The 18,723-nt window shown below is 70.5% G+C and carries 19 protein-coding genes; 7 read left to right on the top strand and 12 right to left on the bottom strand.

Going from position 1 to position 18,723, the window contains the following annotated elements; genetic code table 11:
- The first annotated feature begins 279 nt into the window (after window positions 1-279).
- The gene (locus ACFVXH_RS02985; RefSeq protein ID WP_387819788.1) at window positions 280-1,410 is read left to right on the top strand and encodes a toll/interleukin-1 receptor domain-containing protein; all 1,131 of its coding nucleotides are present in this window, start codon (window positions 280-282) and stop codon (window positions 1,408-1,410) included.
- Window positions 1,411-1,660: 250 nt separating this feature from the next.
- On the opposite strand, the gene ACFVXH_RS02990 is transcribed toward ACFVXH_RS02985, so the two are convergent.
- From ACFVXH_RS02990 to ACFVXH_RS03000, 3 genes are all read right to left on the bottom strand, one after another.
- Entirely contained in the window at window positions 1,661-1,948 is a 288-nt protein-coding gene (locus tag ACFVXH_RS02990) for a hypothetical protein (RefSeq protein ID WP_387819790.1), read from the bottom strand.
- The gene (locus ACFVXH_RS02995) at window positions 1,945-2,265 is read right to left on the bottom strand and encodes a hypothetical protein (RefSeq protein WP_387819792.1); all 321 of its coding nucleotides are present in this window, start codon (window positions 2,263-2,265) and stop codon (window positions 1,945-1,947) included. The genes ACFVXH_RS02990 and ACFVXH_RS02995 overlap by 4 nt, the downstream gene beginning before the upstream one ends.
- Window positions 2,266-2,410: 145 nt before the next feature.
- A complete protein-coding gene (locus ACFVXH_RS03000; protein WP_387819794.1) occupies window positions 2,411-2,875 on the bottom strand; it encodes an ATP-binding protein in 465 nt (154 codons plus the stop codon).
- Between the two features lie 170 nt (window positions 2,876-3,045).
- Between ACFVXH_RS03000 and ACFVXH_RS03005 the strand changes: the two genes are divergently transcribed.
- Together ACFVXH_RS03005 and ACFVXH_RS03010 are read left to right on the top strand one after the other, a co-directional pair.
- Complete coding sequence (locus ACFVXH_RS03005; protein WP_387819796.1) at window positions 3,046-4,359, top strand: hypothetical protein; 1,314 nt, start codon at window positions 3,046-3,048, stop codon at window positions 4,357-4,359.
- The gene (locus tag ACFVXH_RS03010; protein WP_387819798.1) at window positions 4,347-5,060 is read left to right on the top strand and encodes a creatininase family protein; all 714 of its coding nucleotides are present in this window, start codon (window positions 4,347-4,349) and stop codon (window positions 5,058-5,060) included. Before ACFVXH_RS03005 ends, ACFVXH_RS03010 begins: the two co-directional genes overlap by 13 nt.
- A 71-nt stretch (window positions 5,061-5,131) precedes the next feature.
- On the opposite strand, the gene ACFVXH_RS03015 is transcribed toward ACFVXH_RS03010, so the two are convergent.
- Complete coding sequence (locus tag ACFVXH_RS03015; protein ID WP_074000815.1) at window positions 5,132-5,455, bottom strand: antibiotic biosynthesis monooxygenase; 324 nt, start codon at window positions 5,453-5,455, stop codon at window positions 5,132-5,134.
- 176 nt (window positions 5,456-5,631) lie between these two features.
- Between ACFVXH_RS03015 and ACFVXH_RS03020 the strand changes: the two genes are divergently transcribed.
- Complete coding sequence (locus tag ACFVXH_RS03020) at window positions 5,632-5,808, top strand: hypothetical protein (RefSeq protein WP_199823059.1); 177 nt, start codon at window positions 5,632-5,634, stop codon at window positions 5,806-5,808.
- A 67-nt stretch (window positions 5,809-5,875) separates the two neighbouring features.
- Here the strand turns inward: ACFVXH_RS03020 and ACFVXH_RS03025 are convergent, their stop codons facing one another.
- A complete protein-coding gene (locus tag ACFVXH_RS03025; protein ID WP_387819801.1) occupies window positions 5,876-6,286 on the bottom strand; it encodes a cupin domain-containing protein in 411 nt (136 codons plus the stop codon).
- A gap of 47 nt (window positions 6,287-6,333) precedes the next feature.
- Here ACFVXH_RS03025 and ACFVXH_RS03030 point away from each other — a divergent pair, with 47 nt between their 5' ends.
- On the top strand, window positions 6,334-6,825 hold the full coding sequence (locus tag ACFVXH_RS03030) for a MarR family winged helix-turn-helix transcriptional regulator (protein ID WP_387819895.1): 492 nt from the start codon (window positions 6,334-6,336) through the stop codon (window positions 6,823-6,825).
- A 14-nt stretch (window positions 6,826-6,839) separates the two neighbouring features.
- On the opposite strand, the gene ACFVXH_RS03035 is transcribed toward ACFVXH_RS03030, so the two are convergent.
- Both ACFVXH_RS03035 and ACFVXH_RS03040 read right to left on the bottom strand, forming a co-directional pair.
- Window positions 6,840-7,319, bottom strand: a complete 480-nt coding sequence (locus ACFVXH_RS03035; protein WP_387819803.1) for a CYTH domain-containing protein — start codon at window positions 7,317-7,319, stop codon at window positions 6,840-6,842.
- Window positions 7,320-7,371: 52 nt separating this feature from the next.
- The gene (locus tag ACFVXH_RS03040; protein ID WP_387819805.1) at window positions 7,372-9,444 is read right to left on the bottom strand and encodes an MFS transporter; all 2,073 of its coding nucleotides are present in this window, start codon (window positions 9,442-9,444) and stop codon (window positions 7,372-7,374) included.
- Between the two features lie 482 nt (window positions 9,445-9,926).
- Here ACFVXH_RS03040 and ACFVXH_RS03045 point away from each other — a divergent pair, with 482 nt between their 5' ends.
- Complete coding sequence (locus tag ACFVXH_RS03045) at window positions 9,927-11,165, top strand: hypothetical protein (RefSeq protein ID WP_387819807.1); 1,239 nt, start codon at window positions 9,927-9,929, stop codon at window positions 11,163-11,165.
- 56 nt (window positions 11,166-11,221) lie between these two features.
- Here ACFVXH_RS03045 and ACFVXH_RS03050 read toward each other — a convergent pair whose 3' ends face one another.
- The 4 genes from ACFVXH_RS03050 to ACFVXH_RS03065 form a co-directional block, all read right to left on the bottom strand.
- The gene (locus tag ACFVXH_RS03050; protein ID WP_049656026.1) at window positions 11,222-11,809 is read right to left on the bottom strand and encodes a TMEM165/GDT1 family protein; all 588 of its coding nucleotides are present in this window, start codon (window positions 11,807-11,809) and stop codon (window positions 11,222-11,224) included.
- 267 nt (window positions 11,810-12,076) lie between these two features.
- Window positions 12,077-12,865 (bottom strand): ABC transporter permease, encoded by a 789-nt coding sequence (locus ACFVXH_RS03055; RefSeq protein WP_049656025.1) that lies wholly within the window; start codon window positions 12,863-12,865, stop codon window positions 12,077-12,079.
- Window positions 12,865-14,487 (bottom strand): dolichyl-phosphate-mannose--protein mannosyltransferase, encoded by a 1,623-nt coding sequence (locus tag ACFVXH_RS03060; RefSeq protein ID WP_387819809.1) that lies wholly within the window; start codon window positions 14,485-14,487, stop codon window positions 12,865-12,867. The genes ACFVXH_RS03055 and ACFVXH_RS03060 overlap by 1 nt, the downstream gene beginning before the upstream one ends.
- Before the next feature lie 188 nt (window positions 14,488-14,675).
- The gene (locus ACFVXH_RS03065) at window positions 14,676-15,977 is read right to left on the bottom strand and encodes an MFS transporter (protein ID WP_234348552.1); all 1,302 of its coding nucleotides are present in this window, start codon (window positions 15,975-15,977) and stop codon (window positions 14,676-14,678) included.
- A 144-nt stretch (window positions 15,978-16,121) separates the two neighbouring features.
- Here ACFVXH_RS03065 and ACFVXH_RS03070 point away from each other — a divergent pair, with 144 nt between their 5' ends.
- Complete coding sequence (locus ACFVXH_RS03070; protein ID WP_387819811.1) at window positions 16,122-16,703, top strand: MarR family winged helix-turn-helix transcriptional regulator; 582 nt, start codon at window positions 16,122-16,124, stop codon at window positions 16,701-16,703.
- A 148-nt stretch (window positions 16,704-16,851) separates the two neighbouring features.
- Here the strand turns inward: ACFVXH_RS03070 and ACFVXH_RS03075 are convergent, their stop codons facing one another.
- The gene (locus ACFVXH_RS03075; protein ID WP_380743185.1) at window positions 16,852-18,663 is read right to left on the bottom strand and encodes a glycosyl hydrolase family 18 protein; all 1,812 of its coding nucleotides are present in this window, start codon (window positions 18,661-18,663) and stop codon (window positions 16,852-16,854) included.
- Between the last annotated feature and the right edge of the window lie 60 nt (window positions 18,664-18,723).

Consider the following 18,723-nt stretch of genomic DNA (forward strand, 5'->3'; position numbering starts at 1 on the left):
GTAGGCCGAGAGACATCAGCCGTGCGTGGTTCAAGCCCTCCGAAGCAGCTTCGAGCTACCTTTCTACCCACCTCATAGACTCGGGACCCAAGTCGAGCAAGAACGAGAAGTCACTCGGCCAAATTGCGGTGAGACCCAGAAGCCCTGACCGAGTCGCAACAGCTTGCAACCCCCAATAATGCTCGACCCCAAACCAGCCAGGACGCCAACCAAACCGCTCCACCGAACTTTGTCAAGTCGCAGTGCAGGGATGGGTTCAGCTGCCCTACCATGACCCGCATGAACGGCAACGGCCCTGCTGGATTTTGGTCATACGCTCACCGGGACAACGAGCTGGATGGCGGCCGGATTGTCCGACTTGCCAAGTCGATCGGAAATGCATTCGAACTTATCACGGGCGAGGAACTTGCCGTATTCGTAGACAAGGATGACATTGCATGGGGGGATTCATGGCGGGCCCGAATTGACCTGGCTCTTTCTGGCGTCACATTCTTGATCCCTGTCATCACCCCTAAATTCTTCATGAGCCAGGAGTGCCGACGAGAGGTTCTGGCATTTTCCGGCCAAGCTGCAAGCCTTGGCTTGGATGACCTCTTGCTGCCGATTCACTACGTTGATGTGCCGCCATTGACCGACGGCCCATCGAGCGACGAGGTAATGTCACTCATTGCACGGCGCCAGTGGGTCGACTGGCGTGACCTACGCCTAGAAGACGAGGGCTCGCAGCGTTATCGCCGGGCAATCAACGACCTGGCATCGCGCATTAAGCAGATCATCGATACTGCTCAAGTTGCCCCGATCCTGTCGCTGCCAGCCTTCCTGCGCAACCCAGGGTCAGAGGCAGAGAATCAGGACGAGCCTGGCTTCCTTGACGTTATGGCTGAGGCCGAGATTGCGATGCCCAAATGGGCAGAAACGCTTCTTGCAATCTCGGAGGTAACGAGGGAAATTGGCGAAAAGGCCCAGCAGGCTACTGTAGAGATGGGCGACTCCGATGCGCACGGAGGGGGATTTGCTGGGCGATTGGCGGCCGCACACCACCTAAAGGATTCTCTTGAAGATCCAATCTCTCGATATGTGGAGCTGAGCTCCAAGTATTCGACCGAGCTAGTCGCCATCGATCCGGGGATTCTTGCTATTATTAGACTAGCCTCCGAAGGGGGACTAGCTGGAGACGACGCTCAGACTGTCAGGGATTTCTTTGCGGTTATTTTGGGCCTTGTTGAGGCATCCCGTGAAACGTTTCCAAAGCTTGAGCAGTTGCTGGAAAGCGTGAAGATTCCCGCACAGCAGAGCAGTGTCCTTAGGTCTTCATTGAATAAGCTCCAGTCGGCCATTCGGCAGGTGATTGACGGCAGGGAAATCATTGACGAGTGGGGGAGGCTGATTGGTGAGATCGAGGCTGCGTAGTCGCAGCGAGCAGCCATAGGTATTGGAAAGTTCCAACGTCAATCGAGGCTCGCCGCCAACTCTGCACCGAAGGCGTCGTTCCCGTCCAACTGTTCTTCAGCTGCTTGGGTCAAGAACCGAACCGGCCATCCGTGCACAGGCATGCCGAGGAGCCCGATGCCATCGGCATCGGGCTCCGAATCACCGGACCACCCCTCTCCCGGTAGGGTTCCGGGGTGGTCCGGCACGTCTTCAGTTGTCCCTGATCAGGTCAGGTGCGGTCCCGGGTCGGCTGCTCGCAGTCGAAGATCCGCCGGAACAGCTCTGCCTCGGTCAGGTCGAGCAGCGGATCGTCAACGCCGGTCTTCTCCCACCAGATCTGCCGCATGAGCAGCATTCGCTCTTCTTGAGCGAAGTCAGGCTCCGCGTACCACGCCAACGCGTCGCGGTGCGCGGCCCGCCGGCTCGGCGAGACGGCCCGCACCGGCCAGGTGAACTGGCCGTCCAGCAGCCACCAGGTCGAGAGCCGGTCCCATCGGGCCCGCAGGTGCCGGATCACTGGGCTGTCCCGGGGCCGGCGGGGTACAGGCGGACCACGGTCGGGGTCAGGCCGACGAATGCCAGGGCCCGCACCTCTCCGTGCATCGCGAGCCGGCGCCCGATCGCCTGCTCCTCCGACGGCCCGAACAGCTCGACGAAGTAGTCCTGCTGGTCCGGGCCGAGCGGAAGCGTGCCGACCACCGCCAGGAGCGCCGCCATCGCCTCCGGCGGCTTGCCGAAGTGCTCGGGCTCCACGAGGCCTTGGACTTCCAGGACCACCGGGAAGGGGTACGGGGAGGCCGCCTCCGTCACGTCGGGGACTCCGATCGGCGTCACTTCCCCGACACCTCCCCCGCCCGACGCGGGTGCCACCTGTGGACACCGACCGTCTGCCCGTTCACCACGATGCTTCGGGTCAGCGCCTTCCTCAGCCCCGCGCCGCAGTAGAAGCACCGCGTCGCCGTCCCGGAGGACCGCCTGCTCATTCCACACCGCCTTCCGGGCCCACCAGGGCCCAAACGATCTTTCCGACACCTTCAGGGCGGGGCTCGAAGCCCCACTCCAGGGACAGGGCTTCCACCAGGTGCAACCCACGCCCCGAAACGTCGCCCAGGTCGGCGGCACACCGGATCGCGGGCTTCTCGCTGCTCACGTCGTGCACCTCGATCCGCAGCTGGTCGCACGCCATCTCGAACCGGACAGCGATCTCGCGCCCGGGCGAAACCCGCGCGTGCACCACCGCGTTGGCCACCAGTTCACCGAGCACCAGCTGGCCGTCGTCCATGAGGGCCGTACCGCCCGGGATGCTCTGGAGGAAGTCACGCAGGTGGCTCCTGGCCACTGTCGCGGACCGCCTGTGCCGCGCGAGTCGCGCCTCGAACGCTGGTATCCCGTTGCCCGGCTTGTAGGGTTCGGAGCCGTCGCGGGGTTCTCCCGAGCTGGTCACGTGCACCGCCTCCCGATGCCCAATGGGCGGCCCGAACCCGAACGTTCCGGCCCTTGGTGCCAGGTTGCCGAGAGCGAGTGCGGACTTCGTACCCAAGCTGGTTGCCCACTGTGGGTAAACTCACAGGTAATCAACTTGCTTGCAGCGGCTGCTGATCGACAGCGGGGGCAATGGTGACCGAGGCTCGCGTACCGGACCGGCTCCCCGCAGGCCTGCTGTCCAACCCGGAGATGATCACTGCGTGTCGAAGACGAGACTTCGCCGCCGTCTTCCGATTGCTCAAACTGGCGGGGATCTACCCGTCGCTCATCGCTCGCGCCTGTGACATGACCCCGAGCCGGGTCGGCGAGGTCCTGTCCGGCAAGCGCAGGATCGAGAAGATCGATCTGATCGAGCGGATCGCCGACGGCCTGCACATCCCGGGCCGCCTGCTCGGCCTGGCTCCTCGGGCCTGGGAGCAGGAGGAACCGGTCGCACAACCCCGTCCCCGCCCACCGGAGCCGTCCGCCGACGGGCGGAGACCCACCGCTCCGATAGACCCCGAGCTTCTCGTCAGTCACCTACGCGCTGCGATGCCCAGTCACTACAGGGCCGCGAACCTGCTCGGCTCCCGCCACGCACTCGACGCCGTGACACAGCACGTCCACCTGCTCGACCGGCTCCAGCAGGCTACTGGGGGCCGCGCCCGCGACGACCTCCTCACCATCGGCACCCGTACTGCGGAGTTCCTGGGCTGGTTGAACCAGGACCTTGGGGACTTCGACCAAGCCCTGTTCTGGTCAGACCGCGCGATGGAGTGGGCGCAGGAGGCCGGCGACGACGTGATGGCCGCCTACGTACTCTTCCGGAAGAGCAACCAGGCCACTGCCCAGCGGAACGCCCAGAAAGCTGTCAGCCTTGCCCGCGCGGCCCAACGGTCCGTCGGGGCCACCCACCGAATCCGGGCACTGGCGGCACAGCAGGAGGCGCAGGGCCACGCGATGATGGGCAATCCGCGTTTCGCACAGGCGAAGTTCGACGAGGCTCACGACATTGCCGCCACGCCGGACGTCTCACACACCGACGACGCTCTTGATCTCGCGTACTGCACGCCGACGTACATCGAGATGCAGCGGGCGAACTGCCTGATCGAACTCGGCGACCCGCACACAGCCGTGGGCATGTTCGAGGCTGAGCTCCGAGCCCTGCCGCCGATCTACCGCAATGACCAGGGCGTCTATCTCTCCCGTCTGGCGCGGGCCTACGCGGTGTCCGGCGAGCCGGAGCAGGCTGCCGCAGCGGCGGACCGCGCGCTGTCGATCGCCATCGACACCGAGTCCGCGCGGGCGATGGCGGAGCTGTCCGCTGCTGACAAGGCCCTCCAGCGGTGGAGCACCGTGGCCGAAGTCGCCACCTTTACCGGCCGCTTGAAGCTCATGTATGGAACGGCTCCCTCTCGACCGCTGACGGCCCGATGGGAGAGGCTGGGCTCATGGACGCACTGATCACGGCCGCCACGTCCGCAGACGAACGCCGGCGCGGCGCCAAGATCGCCGTGCTGCCGGTCGGCAGCTTCGAGCAGCACGGCGATCACCTGCCCCTGACCACCGACACCGTCGTCGCCAGCCTGATCGCCCACCGGATCGCCACCGACTACGACCTCTTCCTCCTGCCGCCCATCACGGTGTCCTGCTCTCACGAGCACGCCCACATGCCGGGCACCGTCAGCATCAGCGCGGCTACCCTCTACGCCGTCATCAACGACATCTGGAAGTCCCTCCAGGCCTCCGGCGTTCCCGGCCTGCTCATCGTGAACGGGCACGGCGGGAACTACGTCCTCTCGAACATCGTCCAGGAGGCCAACACCGAGGGCCCGCGCGTCGCCCTCTTCCCTGTCCGCGAGGACTGGCACCAAGCCCGCGAAGCCGCCGGGCTGGAGAGCAGCAACGCCGACGACATGCACGGCGGCGAGTTGGAAGTGTCGCTACTCCTCCACGGCGCCCCGCACCTCATCCGGGACGGCGTCGAGCAGGACGACCACTCCGCTCCCGAACGCCCGCACCTGCTCACGCTCGGCATGGCCGGCTACACGAAGACCGGCATCATCGGACGGCCATCTCTCGGAACGACGGCGAAGGGCAAGTCCCTCCTCGACAGCCTGTCCCGGTCAGCTGCCGCCCATCTCTCCCTCATCGCGGGCGAATGAGCAAGCACTTCGGGCCCCACCCCGGCAGGGGGAGGGCCCGAAGGTCAAGAGGGAGTAGCTACCAAGCAGGCTCAGGCCTTGGGGCCGGCCGACTGGACGACCTCGAAGGACCAGAGGGTGGAGCCGGAGGCGGCGGGGCGCTTGGGGGCCTCGCCGGCGGGGCCGTTCTGGTGGGCGGCCTTCATGGGGCCCTCCATCCAGGCCTTGAAGTCCTCCTCGCTGCGCCAGCGGGTGTAGACGAGGTACTGGTCGGTGCCCTCGACGGGGCGGAGGAGCTCGAACCACTCGAAGCCGTCCGAGTTCTCCACCGCGCCGGCCCGGGAGGCGAAGCGCTGCTCCAGCACCTCGCGCTGCTCGGCCGGCACCGTCAGGACGTTGATCTTGACGACGGACATGGCGCACTCCTTCTGCTCCGGTGACTGCTTACGGGGAGCAGTCTGCTACACCTCACGGCCGGACCGTTCGGAGGCACCGGCGGTCACGGCGGGTAGTGGGGCGTCGACATGCAGGGACCGGGCCCGGGTGGAAGCCTGGAGGTAGAGCCCAGAACCCGAGGGACAGGGGAACGGTCATGGGTATCGGCGACAAGTTCCGGGACAAGGCCCAGCAGGCCGAGGAAGAGGCCAAGCAGCGCATCGGAAGCGGGCAACCGCAACAGGACGAGGCCCAGCAGAAGGCCTCGCAGGCCCAGCAGCAGGGTCAGCAGAACCTGGACGACGTGCAGGACGACATCGAGGGCCAGCGGTAGCGGCGGCCGTCGAGCGGGGACGGCCGGGGCGAGTCCTCGGCCGCCCCCGTCCCCGTCGGCATCGGGCTCAGGCGATCCACGGCGGGAGGACGCGCTGGTCGTCGCGCGGGGCGAGGGCGCAGGCGTCGGGCGGGGTGACGGCGTCGGGGTTGTAGGCGTGGGCGGGGGACGGGGAGGCGACGACGGCGGTGAAGCCGGTGTCGGTGGCGATCTGCCGGACGGTGTCGGCGGGGAGGGCGGCGGTGTCTCCGGCGGCGAGGGTGAAGGTCTCCCCCGCCAGGTCGACCCGGGCGGTGCCGGTGAGGAGTGTCCAGACCTGCTCGGTGTCCATGGCGTGCAGCGGGCCCCGGGCGCCGGCGGTCATGTCGACGTGCCAGACGGCGAGGGAGGTGGCGCCCTGGGTGGGCGAGGCGTAGGTGGTCATGACGGCGTTCGGGGTCTCGGTGCGGCGGGCGTCGGTCCGGCGGATGACGGGCATGGCGAGGGAACCCCCTAAGATGGACAATGAAGTTGTCTATATGGTCAATGAGGTTGTCTATCGTGTCAAGTGAACCGTCCCCGCCCGGCTTTGAGCTGCCGCTGCGCCTGCTGCTCGCCTTCCGGACGATCATCGACGAGCTGCACGAGCGCATCGCCCGCGAAGGCCACCCCGACCTGCGCCCGATGCACGGCTTCGTCTTCCAGGCGATCGGCCCGCACGGCACCACCGCCACCGAGCTCGGCCGCCGCCTCGGCGTCACCAAGCAGGCCGCGGGCAAGACCATCGACGGCCTGGAGCAGCTCGGCTACGTCGAGCGGGCCGCCGACCCGGCCGACACCCGGCGCAAGCTGGTCCGGCTCACCGCACGCGGGGTGGACTGCCTGCTCCGCTCGGCCCGGATCTTCGACGAGCTGCGCGAGGAGTGGGCGGCGACCCTGGGCGAGGAGCAGCTGCGCCAACTGGAGGACGGCCTGCGCCGGCTCGCCCCCGGCGACCCGTTCCGCCTCGACACCCCGCGCTGGTTCGGGGCACCGTAACCCCGTTACCGGTCTCAGGAGTTGGGCAGACCGCCGGTCGCCAGGGTCTGGTTCTTGTACGCCTTCACGCCGGTGATCTCGACGCCGAACCACTCCGGCGCCGAGAACGCCGCCGCCTCGGCCTCCGAGCCGAACTCGACCTCGACGGTGCGCAGCCCGGCCAACTCCCCCTGGTAGACGTCCGCGTAGACCGTGACGCCGGACGCGTCGAAGGTGTAGCGCTCCTTGACCAGCCGCGCGCCCTCGGTGGCCGGCCAGAGTTCGGTGAACTCCTGTTCCCCCAGCTCGCGTTCCACCTCGATCCGCACCGGGGAACCGGCACCGGACGCCTTGCGCTTGACGCCGAGGACGCAGCTGCCGCCGATCCGCCGCAGCCGCACCTCCGTCCCGTCGTCCTTGATCGCGATGTACCCCTGCTCGATGTGCTGCCGCACCGCCGTCTCCGGCGGCTCGAAGGCCTCCAGCAGGAACTTGCGCTCGATCTCGAGCGGCACGCCGCACCACCCTTCCCGGTCACGCCCCACGGGCCGACGGACGAACGGACGGTCAGAACGACCGCCCCTCCCCACGGTACGGCCCCTGCGGCCCCGACGGGTCCGGACGGTCGCGCCGGTCCGCGCAGAGCGAGGAGCTGAGCCGGTTCAGGACCCCGGCGAGCTCGGCGTACCGCTGTTCGTCCCAGTCCCCCAGCAGTTCGGCGAGCTGGGTGCGCCGGGCGGCGACCAGCCGCAGCGCCGCCTCCTCCCCCGGTTCGGTGAGCCGCAGCGGCAGCCCGCCGGCCCTCGCCGCCAGCCCCCGGCCCTCCACCTCCCGGACGGCCTCCTCGATCACCGAGACCGGGACGATCCGCCGCTCGGCCAGTTCGGCCGGCTCGACCGAGCCGTGCTGGTGCATCTGGAGGAGCAGCCAGCTGGAGGCGGGCCGCAGGTCCAGCCCGGCGGTCTCGGTGATCCGCCGGAAGAGGTCGCGCCGGGCCTCGCGGCTGTTCAGCACCGAGAGGGCGCGGGCGATCTCGTCCAGCGAGGTGCGGTCGACCGGGTTGAACCCGATGGACTCGCTGAGGTCCGGAGCGGTGACGGTGGAGCGCAGCTTCTGTTCGCGCAGGAACAGCGACAGCACGAAGGCGACCACCGCGACCGGCACCGCGTACAGGAACACCCGGGTGATCGACTCGGCGTACGCGTGGTAGACGCCCGGCTGGACGGCGGCCGGCAGCCGGGGGATGACCCGCGGGTCGGAGGTGATGACCTCCGGCCGGAAGCCGGGCGGCAGCGGCACCCCCGCCAGGGCGTCGGCGAGCCGGCTGCGCAGTCCGCTCGCGAAGACCGTCCCGAAGATGGAGACGCCGAAGGAGGCACCGATGGAGCGGAAGAAGGTGGCGCCCGCGGTGGCCACGCCGAGGTCCTCGTAGCCGACCGAGTTCTGCACGATCAGCACCAGCACCTGCATGACCAGTCCCAGCCCGAGGCCGAAGACCAGGAAGTAGAAGCTCATCTCGGCGGTGCTGCTGTGCTCGTCCAGCCGGGAGAGCAGTAGCAGCCCGACCGTCGTCACGGCCGTCCCGGCGATCGGGAAGATCCGGTAGTGGCCGGTACGGGCGACGATCTGGCCGGAGCCGATCGAGGTGAGCAGCATGCCGAGCACCATCGGCAGCATGTGGATGCCGGACATGGTGGGCGAGACCTGCTGGACCACCTGGAGGAAGGTCGGCAGGTAGGTCAGCGCGCCGAACATCGCGAAGCCGACCACGAAGGAGATCACCGCGACCAGGCTGAACGTCCGCGAGCGGAACAGCCGCAGCGGCAGCACCGGCTCCGCGGCCGTCCGCTCGACCTGGACGAAGGCGAGCAGCAGCACCAGCCCGAGCACGCCGAGGCCGACGACCTGCCAGGATGTCCAGGCCCAGGTGGTCCCGCCGAGCGAGGTCATCAGCACCAGGCAGGTCGCGACGGCGGCGATCAGGACGGTGCCCAGGTAGTCGATCCGGTGCTCGCGCCGGACCTCCATCCCGTGCAGCACCGCCGCGATCACCACCAGGGCGACGATGCCGATCGGCAGGTTGATGTAGAACACCCAGCGCCAGCTGAGGTGGTCGACGAACACCCCGCCGAGCAGCGGGCCGAGCACGCTGGTGACGCCGAACACGGCGCCGAAGAGGCCCTGGTAGCGGCCGCGGTCCCGGGGCGCGACGAGGTCGCCGACGATCGCCTGGGAGAGCACCATCAGCCCGCCGCCGCCCAGGCCCTGGAGGGCGCGGAAGGCGATCAGCTCGCCCATGTTCTGGGCGATCCCGCACAGCACCGAGCCGAGCAGGAAGATCACGATGGAGGCCTGGAAGAAGCGCTTCCGGCCGTACATGTCGCCGAGCTTGCCCCACAGCGGGGTCGCGGCGGTGGAGGCCAGCAGGTAGGCGGTGACCACCCAGGAGAGGTGGTCGAGGCCGCCGAGGTCGCTGACGATGGTCGGCAGCGCGGTGGAGACGATGGTCTGGTCGAGGGCCGCGAGCAGCATCGCCAGCAGCAGGGCGCCGATCGGCACCCAGAGGTTGGGGACGGTGACCGCCGGCGGGCCGGGCTCGCCCGCCGGGCTCCGGCCGGACGCGGTGCGCGGCTCCGTCATCGGGTCCCCGCGGGCGTCACGGCGTCCGCGCGGGGCGTCACGGCGTCTCCCCGGGCATCACGGCGTCTCCGTGGGCATGGCGTCTCCATGGGGTCCCGGGCCCGTCGGCCGGGCCGTGCGGATGATCACTCCCAGCTCACCGCGCTGGTCGGTTTCGTCCCGGTATGTTCCACCGGGTTGAGCCGAGCGTAAGCGCCGGGGACAACCGCCGCGCTCCGGGCGTTCTCGGAGGAGCCAACCCGCACCAACCGGCACAACACCCCCGCCGGGGGACGGACGCCCCTGTCCCCCCTTCGGACGGTCCTGCATAATCAGGCCCGATCGTGCGCCCGGATCCGCCGGGAACACGCGCCGAACGCGCGCCGGACGATCGACCGACTGAACGAACGAACGACGACTGACCGACGACCGACCGACGACCGACGACCGACCGACCGACCGACCGACCGCGAAGTCGACGCGAACCCGAGGAGGACCGGCCGATGCCGGACCAGCACTGCCCGACGTGCGGCACCGCACGCTCCACCGGGTGCGGCTGCGTCCCGGACCCGAGCCTCACCGAGACCGCCATCCTGCCGCACGTCGAGGGCCCGCCGCTGGTCCGCCCGTACGTTCCGCAGACCGCCGACCAGGTGGCCGACGAGAGCCACCCGAACGCGCCGGTGGTGGACCCGTTCGCGACCACGGTGCTGCCGCCGGTCCCCCCGGGACAGCCCGCCCCCGGGCAGCCGGCCGCTCCCCCGCTCGGACCGGACGCGGACGCGTACGCCACCACGGTGCTGCCGCCCGTCGCCCCGGGACAGGACCCCTTCGGGTCGGCGCAGGCCCCCTTCGGGTCGGGACAGGCCCCGGCCGGCCCCGGGCAGGACCCGTTCGGCCCCGCCGCCGACGGCTACCCCGGCGCCCACCCCGGCGGCCACGGGGACGCGTACGCCACCACCGTGCTGCCGCCGGTCCCGCCCGCCGGGCCGGGCGGGAACGAGATCGGCCTCTTCGCCTTCGGGCAGGCACCCGCCGCCGGGCAGGGCCCGGACGTCGCGCGGGCCCCGGACACGCCCGGGCCCGAGGGCGGCGGCCGGGCCGCCAGACGGGCGGCCGAGCAGGCCGAGCGGCGCCCGCTCGCCCAGCGCAAGGGGCTGCTCGCCGGGATCGGCGCCGCCCTGGTCGCGCTCACCATCGGCGTCGCGTACGCGGTGACGCCCTCCGCCGAACCGCCGGCCAAGCAGGCGCAGCCGCTGCCGACGAGCACCCTGGCGCCCGCCCCGGTGGACCCGCCGACCCTGGCGACACCCGTTCCGACCACGGCGGCGCCGACCAGCGAGGCGCCCAGCCCGACGCCCACCGCCACCCGCAAGCCGAGCCCGACGAAGACGGTCACCCCGCCGCCGACGGCCGCACCGACCACCGAGGCCCCGGCCGCTCCCCCCGCCCCGGCCCCCACGCCGACCGTTCCGCCGGCCCCCTCCCCGACCCCGACGCCCACCACCGCCCCGACCCCGCGCGTGCTGCAGTCCGGGATGAGCGGGCCCGACGTGACCGCCCTCCAGCAGAAGCTCGCCGTCGTCGTCTGCTGGGCGAGCGTGCCGGTGACCGGGGTGTACGACGACACCACTGTGAACACCGTCGGCTACGTCCAGTGGATGTGGGCCGTCAAGGGGGACAAGCGGGGCGTCTTCGGCCCCAACACCCGTGCCGCCCTGGACGCCCACAACAGCTGCTGAGGCCGACAGGCGACAGGCGGCGGACGGCGGACGGCGGACGGCGGACGGCGGACGGATCAGCCGGTGATCGCCCCGAAGATGCTGATGCCCGCCAGCACCACCATGATCGCCGCCGCCACCCGGATGATCAGCTTCATCGGCACGTACTTGAGCAGCTTCTGGCCGCCCACGATGGCGATCCCGCCGACCGCGCACAGCGCCAGCCAGGAGCCGAGGCCGACGGCCAGCGGGTCGGCGTACTTGGCGGCCAGGTTGGCGGTCATGATCTGGGTCAGGTCGCCGAACTCGGCGATCGCGACCACCACGAAGCTGGCCCCGGCCACCTTCCAGAAGCTGTTCGAGGACGGCTCCTTGGCCGCGTGCTCGTCCTCGTCCTCGCCGCCGTGGAACAGCAGCATCGCCGCGCCGACCAGGAACAGCAGGCCGGTGACGCCCTCCACCCAGCGGTGCGGCAGCAGCGAGAGCAGGTGCCCGGCGGCGAGCGCGAGGCCCACCTGGAGGGCGAAGGCGGCGGCGATGCCCGCGAAGACGTAGCTCGCGCGGTACTTGGTGCCGAGCACCAGGCTGGCCAGCGCGGTCTTGTCCGGCAGTTCGGCCAGGAAGATGATGCCGAAGGTCAACGCGGCAACGGTGAGACTCATCAGGGGTTTTCCTCGGTCGGAGGCTGCCCGGCCGCCGCGGCTCCGTCAGGGGACGCTTCGGCCCGACAGCACTGGTCATGGTCACAGCACTGCGGCCGAAGGTCTCGCCGGCACCGTTCATCGAGCGGTGCCCCGGGCGCCGGGCCCCTGGGGGCCAGTATGTCGACGGTCCGGTGGAGGGCTACTCCCCTTCAACGGCCCCAAGCGTACCCGACGGCGTCAACCGACCCCTCTCGGAAGACCGACGAGGGCCGACGGGCACCGCCCCGCCTACCGGCCGCCCCCGTCCGGCTCGACCGCGACCAGCCCGCGCCCGACCAGTTCCAGCACCACCACGATCGCCACCGATTCCACCGCCAGCAACCCGATCAGCACGAACAGCTGCACCGCCCCCGCCTGGACCGGCGAGGACCCGCCCAGCAGCATCCCGACGAACGCCCCGGGCAGGGTGACCAGGCCGACCGTCCGGGTCTGGTCCAGCGCCGGGACGAGCGAGGTCGCCGCCGCCGTCCGGCAGATCTCCAGCCGGGCGTCGCGCTCCTCGAAGCCGAGCGCCAGCGCGGCCTCCACCTCGCCGCGGCGCAGCCGCAGCTCGTCCAGGGCCCGCCGCCCGGCCAGCGAGGTCGCGCTGAGCGCGCCGCCGATCAGGATGCCCGCGACCGGGATGACGGACAGGCCCTCGGCCGGCAGCAGTCCGACGCCCAGCAGCAGGGCGAGCACCGGCAGCACCCCGGCACCGATCGGGGCTGCCGCCCAGACCCAGCCCGGGCCCGGGGTCATCCGCCGACCGGCGGTGCGCACCGCGACCGAGAACATCACCAGCACGAACAGCGCCGACCACCAGAGCGAACCGACCACCCAGCTGATCACCGCGGCGACGGCCGCCAGCTGCACCACCGCGCGCAGCCCGGCCCGCAGGACGGCGTGCCCGTGGCCGAGCAGGCCCCGCCCGGCCACCGCGACGGCGGCCAGCAGCAGCACGGCGGTGACCACCCCGAGCACCGGGGTGACCGGCAGCAGCTGGCCGCCCGACGCCGCCAGCGGCACCGGCACCGGCATCAGATCCAGCTGGTGAACCACATCCGGTCCTGCCAGGACGACATCGGGATCACCTCCGCCGTGTACAGCGGGTAGAAGAAGGCGAAGCAGCCGACGATCGCGAGCACGACCGCCCCGGCCCCGATCGCCCCGATCCGGCGGCGCTCGGGGCTGCACCCGGCCGGGCCGAGGATCGCCCCGAGCATCTGGGCGACGGCCAGGCAGAGGAACGGCACCAGCACGACCATGTAGAAGGAGAAGATCGTCCGCTCCTGGTAGCGGAACCAGGGCAGGTAGACGGCGGCGACCGCGCACAGCACCGCGCCCGAGCGCCAGTCCCGCCGGAAGAACCAGCGCCACAGCAGGTAGACCAGCGCGAAGCAGGCCGCCCACCACAGGAACGGCGTGCCGAGGCCGAGGATCTGCGCCGCGCAGCCGCCCGAGGCGGTGCAGCCGTGCTGCCCGTACGGGATCTGCTCCCAGTACATCGAGACCGGGCGGCCGTCGACCAGCCAGGCGAAGGGGTTGGACTGGTAGGTGTGCGGGGTGCTCAGGCCGGTGTTGAAGTCGTACATCTGCGCGTGGTAGTGCCACAGGCTGCGCAGCGGCGCGGGCACCCAGCCCATCGGGACCTGCGGCAGCGGGATGCCGAGGACGCTGTCCGGGGAGAGCCCGGCGCGCCCGTCGGCCCAGTGCCGGTCGTAGCCGCCCCCGCCGTTGGCGCCGCTGCCTCCGGTGGCCAGCCAGCCGCTCCAGGCGCCGACGTACACCACCACGGCGGAGCCGACCATGGCGAGGAAGACGGGGACGGCGTCCAGGCGCAGCATGGAGCGCCAGGGGCGGCGGGCGCCGGCCCCGCGGCGGCCGGACTGGTCCCACAGGACGGTCAGGATGCCGAAGGCGGCGAGGATCGGGGCGCCGTTCCACTTGACCGCGCAGGCGGCGCCGACGAACACCCCGGCGGCGATCCGCCAGGGGCGCCAGCCGAGCCGGACGGCGTCGGCGTCGGCCACCCCGGCGAGCCTGGCGCGGACGTGGTCGCGGTCGACCAGCAGGCTGCCGAAGGAGGCGAGCACGAAGAACATCTGGATGCCGTCGAGCAGGCCGACCCGGCTCATCACCAGTTGGAGGCCGTCCACGGCCATCAGCAGCGCGGCGGTGCAGCCGACCAGGGTGGAGCCGAAGAGGCGGCGGCCGATCCGGGCGAGCATCAGCACGGCGACGGTGCCGAGCAGGGCGGTCATGAACCGCCAGCCGAAGGGGTTGAGCCCGAACAGCTGCTCGCCGGTCGCCATCACCCACTTGCCGAGCGGCGGGTGCGCGACGAACTCGGGCGCGGAGCCCAGCGGGATCGACTGCGGGACGGAGAGGATGTCGGCGTTGGCGTGGTCCGGCCAGGTGCCCTCGTAGCCCTGCTGGAGCAGCGACCAGGCGTCCTTGGGGTAGTACGTCTCGTCGAAGACGAAGGCGTTGGGGTGGCCGAGGTTCCAGAACCGCAGCAGGCCGGCGAAGAGCGCGACGGCGATCGGTCCGAGCCAGCCGGAGCGGTCGGCCGCCCAGCGGACCAGGCCCCCGCGCGGGGCCGGGGCCGGGGCGGCGGAGGTCGGGGCCGCCGGTGGGTGCGTGAGCGCCGCTTGCGTCATAGCCTCGCCGATTTCGCCTGTCTGCTCTGCCCGGGGCCTGGCTCCGCCCGGGTCGCGCCGCGCCCGCCGGGGCCGGGCGGTCAACAGCCACTGACACTATGTGGCGGTGCCCGCGAAGCCAAGCGCGACGGGCGCCGACCAGGTGACCTGGTCGGCGCCCGTGACGAACACCCTTGCGGGCCGTTCCGCTACGCGGCGGTCTGCAGTTCCCGGACCGGGACGGCGTGGACCACGGCCGGGGCCGCGTTGTCCTGCTCCGGCGTGAGGTACGGGCGCAGCCGCAGCGCCAGGACGACGATCAGCACCGTGGAGCCCGCCATGGCCGCCAGGTAGAGCGGCCAGGCGCCGGAGCCGACCAGCAGCACGCCGACGGCGGGGCCGACCGCGATCGCGATCTGCTTCACCAGGGAGTACCCGGCGTTGTAGGTGCCGAGCAGCCGGGCCGGGGCGAGGTCCGCGACGATCGGGCCCATGGTGGGCGCGAGCAGCGACTCGCCGACGCCGAAGAGGGCGTAGATCGAGACGATGGCGACCGTGGCGGCCATGGTCTCCGTCCGGATCAGGCCGGCCACCAGGGCCATCGCCCAGGCACCGAGCCAGACCACGCCGGCCGCGGCCATCGCGGTGGTGCGGCGGCGGCGCGCGGTGATCCGCACCATGAACATCTGCAGCACCACGATGGTCAGCGCGTTGGCGCCGATCGCGAAGCCCAGGGTGGAGGGCGCGGTGCCGACGGTGGAGGTCGCGAAGGCCGCGACACCGGACTCGAACTGGCCGTAGCAGGTGAAGAAGATCAGCCCGGCGAGCAGGCAGAGCCGCAGCATCGCCTTGTCGGCGACCAGCGCGCGCAGGCCGGTCGGGCCGTCGGCCTTCTCGTGGACGGCGGTCAGCTGGACCTTGGATATCCGGGCGGTGCCGGTGACCAGGGCGAGGCCGAGGAACGTCGCCGCCTCGATGGTGAACAGCCGGGTGAGGCTGGCCGGGTCGGACACGTTCACGATCTGCCCGCCGACCAGCGCACCGATGCCCATGCCCAGGTTGACCAGGGTGAACTGGAGCGCGAAGGCACGCGAGCGGGTGGCGGCCGTGGAGCAGCGGACGATCATCGTGGCGAGCGCCGGCTGGCAGGTGGTGACACCCGCGCCGAACAGGAAGGCGGAGACCAGCAGGGCCGGGGTGCCGGTGGCGTGGCCGAAGGCGAACGCGCCGGTGGCGGCGAGCGCCGTACCGGCCAGCAGCACCGGGCGGGGGCCGTACTTGTCGATGCCGCGGCCGATGAACGGGAGGACGGCGAGGGCCGCCAGCGCGAAGAGGGTGAACACCATCCAGGCGACCATCGATCCCAGCCCGCGCACCTGGTCCACGTACACGAACATGTACGGCATCGTGAACCCGCTGCCGAACGCACTGAGTGCGTTGCCGATCTGGACGCGGCGCAGCGGGCCGCCCGCTCCACGCCGCTGCCTCTGCTGCTTCACCGTGCCGGTCACCGTGCACATCCCTTCCTGGTTTCAACTGGATACTCTTAAGTCCAGAAGATTTCAGAGCTAAAGTTTGACGAGATAAAGTCTTAGCACCAGAAGAGTGCGGAGTCAAAGGCTTAAGGGGTGCACGCTCGTGCGACACTGGTCCGCATGACTACGGACAAGCCGCGGCCGGCCGCTGACAAGCCCGCCCCGGCCACCCCCCTGGAGTTCGGCATCGCCGAGCAAGTGGCCCTCTACCAGCGGGAGTTCCCCACGGTCGACCCCCAGGTGGAGACCATCGTGCAGACCCTCAACCGGGTCTCCCGGCGGATGGGCGTGGCGTACGACCGCCAGCTGACTGTGCTCGGAATCACCTCCGCCGAGTGGGAGGTGCTCAAGGCCCTGGTGGTCGCCGGCAGCCCGTACCAGCTGGGGCCGGGCGAGCTGGCCAAGCGGCTCGGGCTCACCCCGGCGGCGATGACGCACCGGATCGACCGGATGGTGGCCGACGGCCTGGTCACCCGGGAGCGGGACGAGAACAACCGGGTGCGGGTGATCATCGAGCTGACCGAGACCGGTCGGGACAAGTGGCTGGAGTCGATGCGGATGGCGGCGGTGTTCGAGGAGGAGCTGCTCCAGGACGTCGCGGGCGAGGACCGCGCCGCGCTCTCCGCAATGCTGGGCCGGATGCTGCGGCGGATCGAGGAGAGCCGGCCGGACACCCCCGGCCGCACCGCCGGCCAGGCGTAGCCCGGCACTGGGAACACAAAGGAGCCCGGGGCCGGGAACGCGGACGAGTCCGGCCCGCCGGGAGGATGATCCTCCCGGCGGGCCGGACTCGTCACTTCAGGTGCCGCGAGGGTCCGTCAGGCCCCTCGGTCAATCGGTGGTGCGGGTCTCAGCAGGGGCCGTTGTCGGTCCAGACGCCCCACTGGCCGCTCTGGCTCGGGTCGTCGCCCTTGGTCCACCACTTGTTGGTGTAGTAGTGGCCCTTCCACGAGACCTTGGTGCCGCCGGCCGCGTAGGTGGTGTTGGCGTCCCAGCTCGGGGCGGCCGGGCAGGAGGCCGGCGTGGTCGGGGTGCCGGTCGGGGTCCCGGTCGGCGTGCCCGTGGGGGTCCCGGTCGGGGTGCCGGTCGGCGTGCCGGTGGAGGTCGGGGTCGGCGTGCCGGTCGGCGGGGCCGGGCAGGCGGACGCGGAGCCGTTGGTGGCGCTCACCATCTTGTCGAACAGGGCGGTCTTGGTGCCCAGGTCGTACAGCGAGAAGGCGAAGGCGCCGCCGAGGCCGTTGCAGTGCGCGTAGTCGAGCTTGGCCTGGATCGACTTGGCGTCCTCACCGCTCCAGAAGGTGTTGCCGTCGTAGAAGTACGTGGCCTGGGCTGCGTCGTCCCAGAAGGTCTTGGACGGGTTGTCGACGAAGCCCGCGAGCTCCTTGAACATCTGGATGCCGGGGACGTTGCCGGACATCGCCGCGCCGGCCGCCGGCTGGGTGGCGGGCTGGTACAGGCCGTGCTTGCCGTTGTCCTTCACGCCGGTCCAGCCGCGGTAGTAGAACGGCACACCCATGTTGATCTTGTTGGCGGGGAAGCCGCCGGGGATGCCGTACTCCTTGTCGCCGACCGTCCACGCCTTGATGGCGTTGTCGATGGAGTACTTGCCGTTGCCCGGCTTGGCCGGGGTCGACGGGTCGTCCGGGGTCGAGTAGAGCGCGGCCTGGTGGTTGGTCGGCCCCTGGGCGTCCCAGCCGCCGTGCATGTCGTAGGTCATGACGTCGAGGAAGGTCAGGTACTGAGCGATCTTGTCGGTCTCGACGTTCATGATCTTGTCCTGGCCGGCGCCGACCGCCGCCGCCAGGGCGTAGGTCTTCTTGTCGGCCGCGCCCTGCGCGTCCAGCTGGGTGCGGAACTCCTTCAGCAGCGCGGTGAAGTTCTGCTTGTCCGCCGGGCTGGAGATGTTGCCGGTGTGGCCGCCGCCACCCGGGTACTCCCAGTCGATGTCGATGCCGTCGAAGACGCCGGCCGCCGAGCCCGGGCCGCCGAAGCCGGCGTCGGCGGGCAGGTTGCCCTTGATGAACATGTCGATGCAGGACGACACCAGGTGCTTGCGCGAGGCGTCCGTGGCGGAGGCCGGCGAGAAGTACTTGGAGTAGGTCCAACCGCCCAGCGAGAGCAGGACCTTGAGGTTCGGGTTCTTCGCCTTCAGCTTCTTCAGCTGGTTGAAGTTGCCCGCGATCGGCTGGTTCCAGACGTCGCCGACGCCGTCGACCGAGATGTCCGCGCCGAAGCTCTTCTGGTAGTCGGCGAACGCGTCGGCGGCGCCGTCACCCGCGTTGGGGTTGTTGTCGTTCGTGTCCGCGGCCTTGGTGGCCTCGAAACACCCCAGGTCGGTCGGGTGGATGTTGGCGAAGTCGTAGATCAGGTAGTCCAGCTTCCCGGCGACGCCGGTGTCCTGGATCGTCTTGGGGTAGTACGCGTTCGCGTAGACCGACCACTGGTCGTAGTAGGCGACCTTGATGCCGCCGCTGGTGGCGGGCGCGCCGGTGGAGTTGGTGGTGGCGGCGTTGGCCGCGGCACCGCCGGTCAGCGCGAGACCGGCGCCGAGCAGCAGGGAGGCGGTGGTGCCGGCCGCGATGGCGGCCAGGCTCTTGGGACGGCGTCGGCGGCCGCCCTGCGGAGCCGGGGTCCCGGCCCTTTCAATGCGTGAGCGCAGCATGGGTGCGTGACTCCTGGTTGTGGGGGTACCCGCCGTCCCGGGGGCGCGCGTCCGGGGTGG

The organism is Kitasatospora sp. NPDC058184, from assembly GCF_042883725.1.
Lineage (GTDB): Bacteria > Actinomycetota > Actinomycetes > Streptomycetales > Streptomycetaceae > Kitasatospora.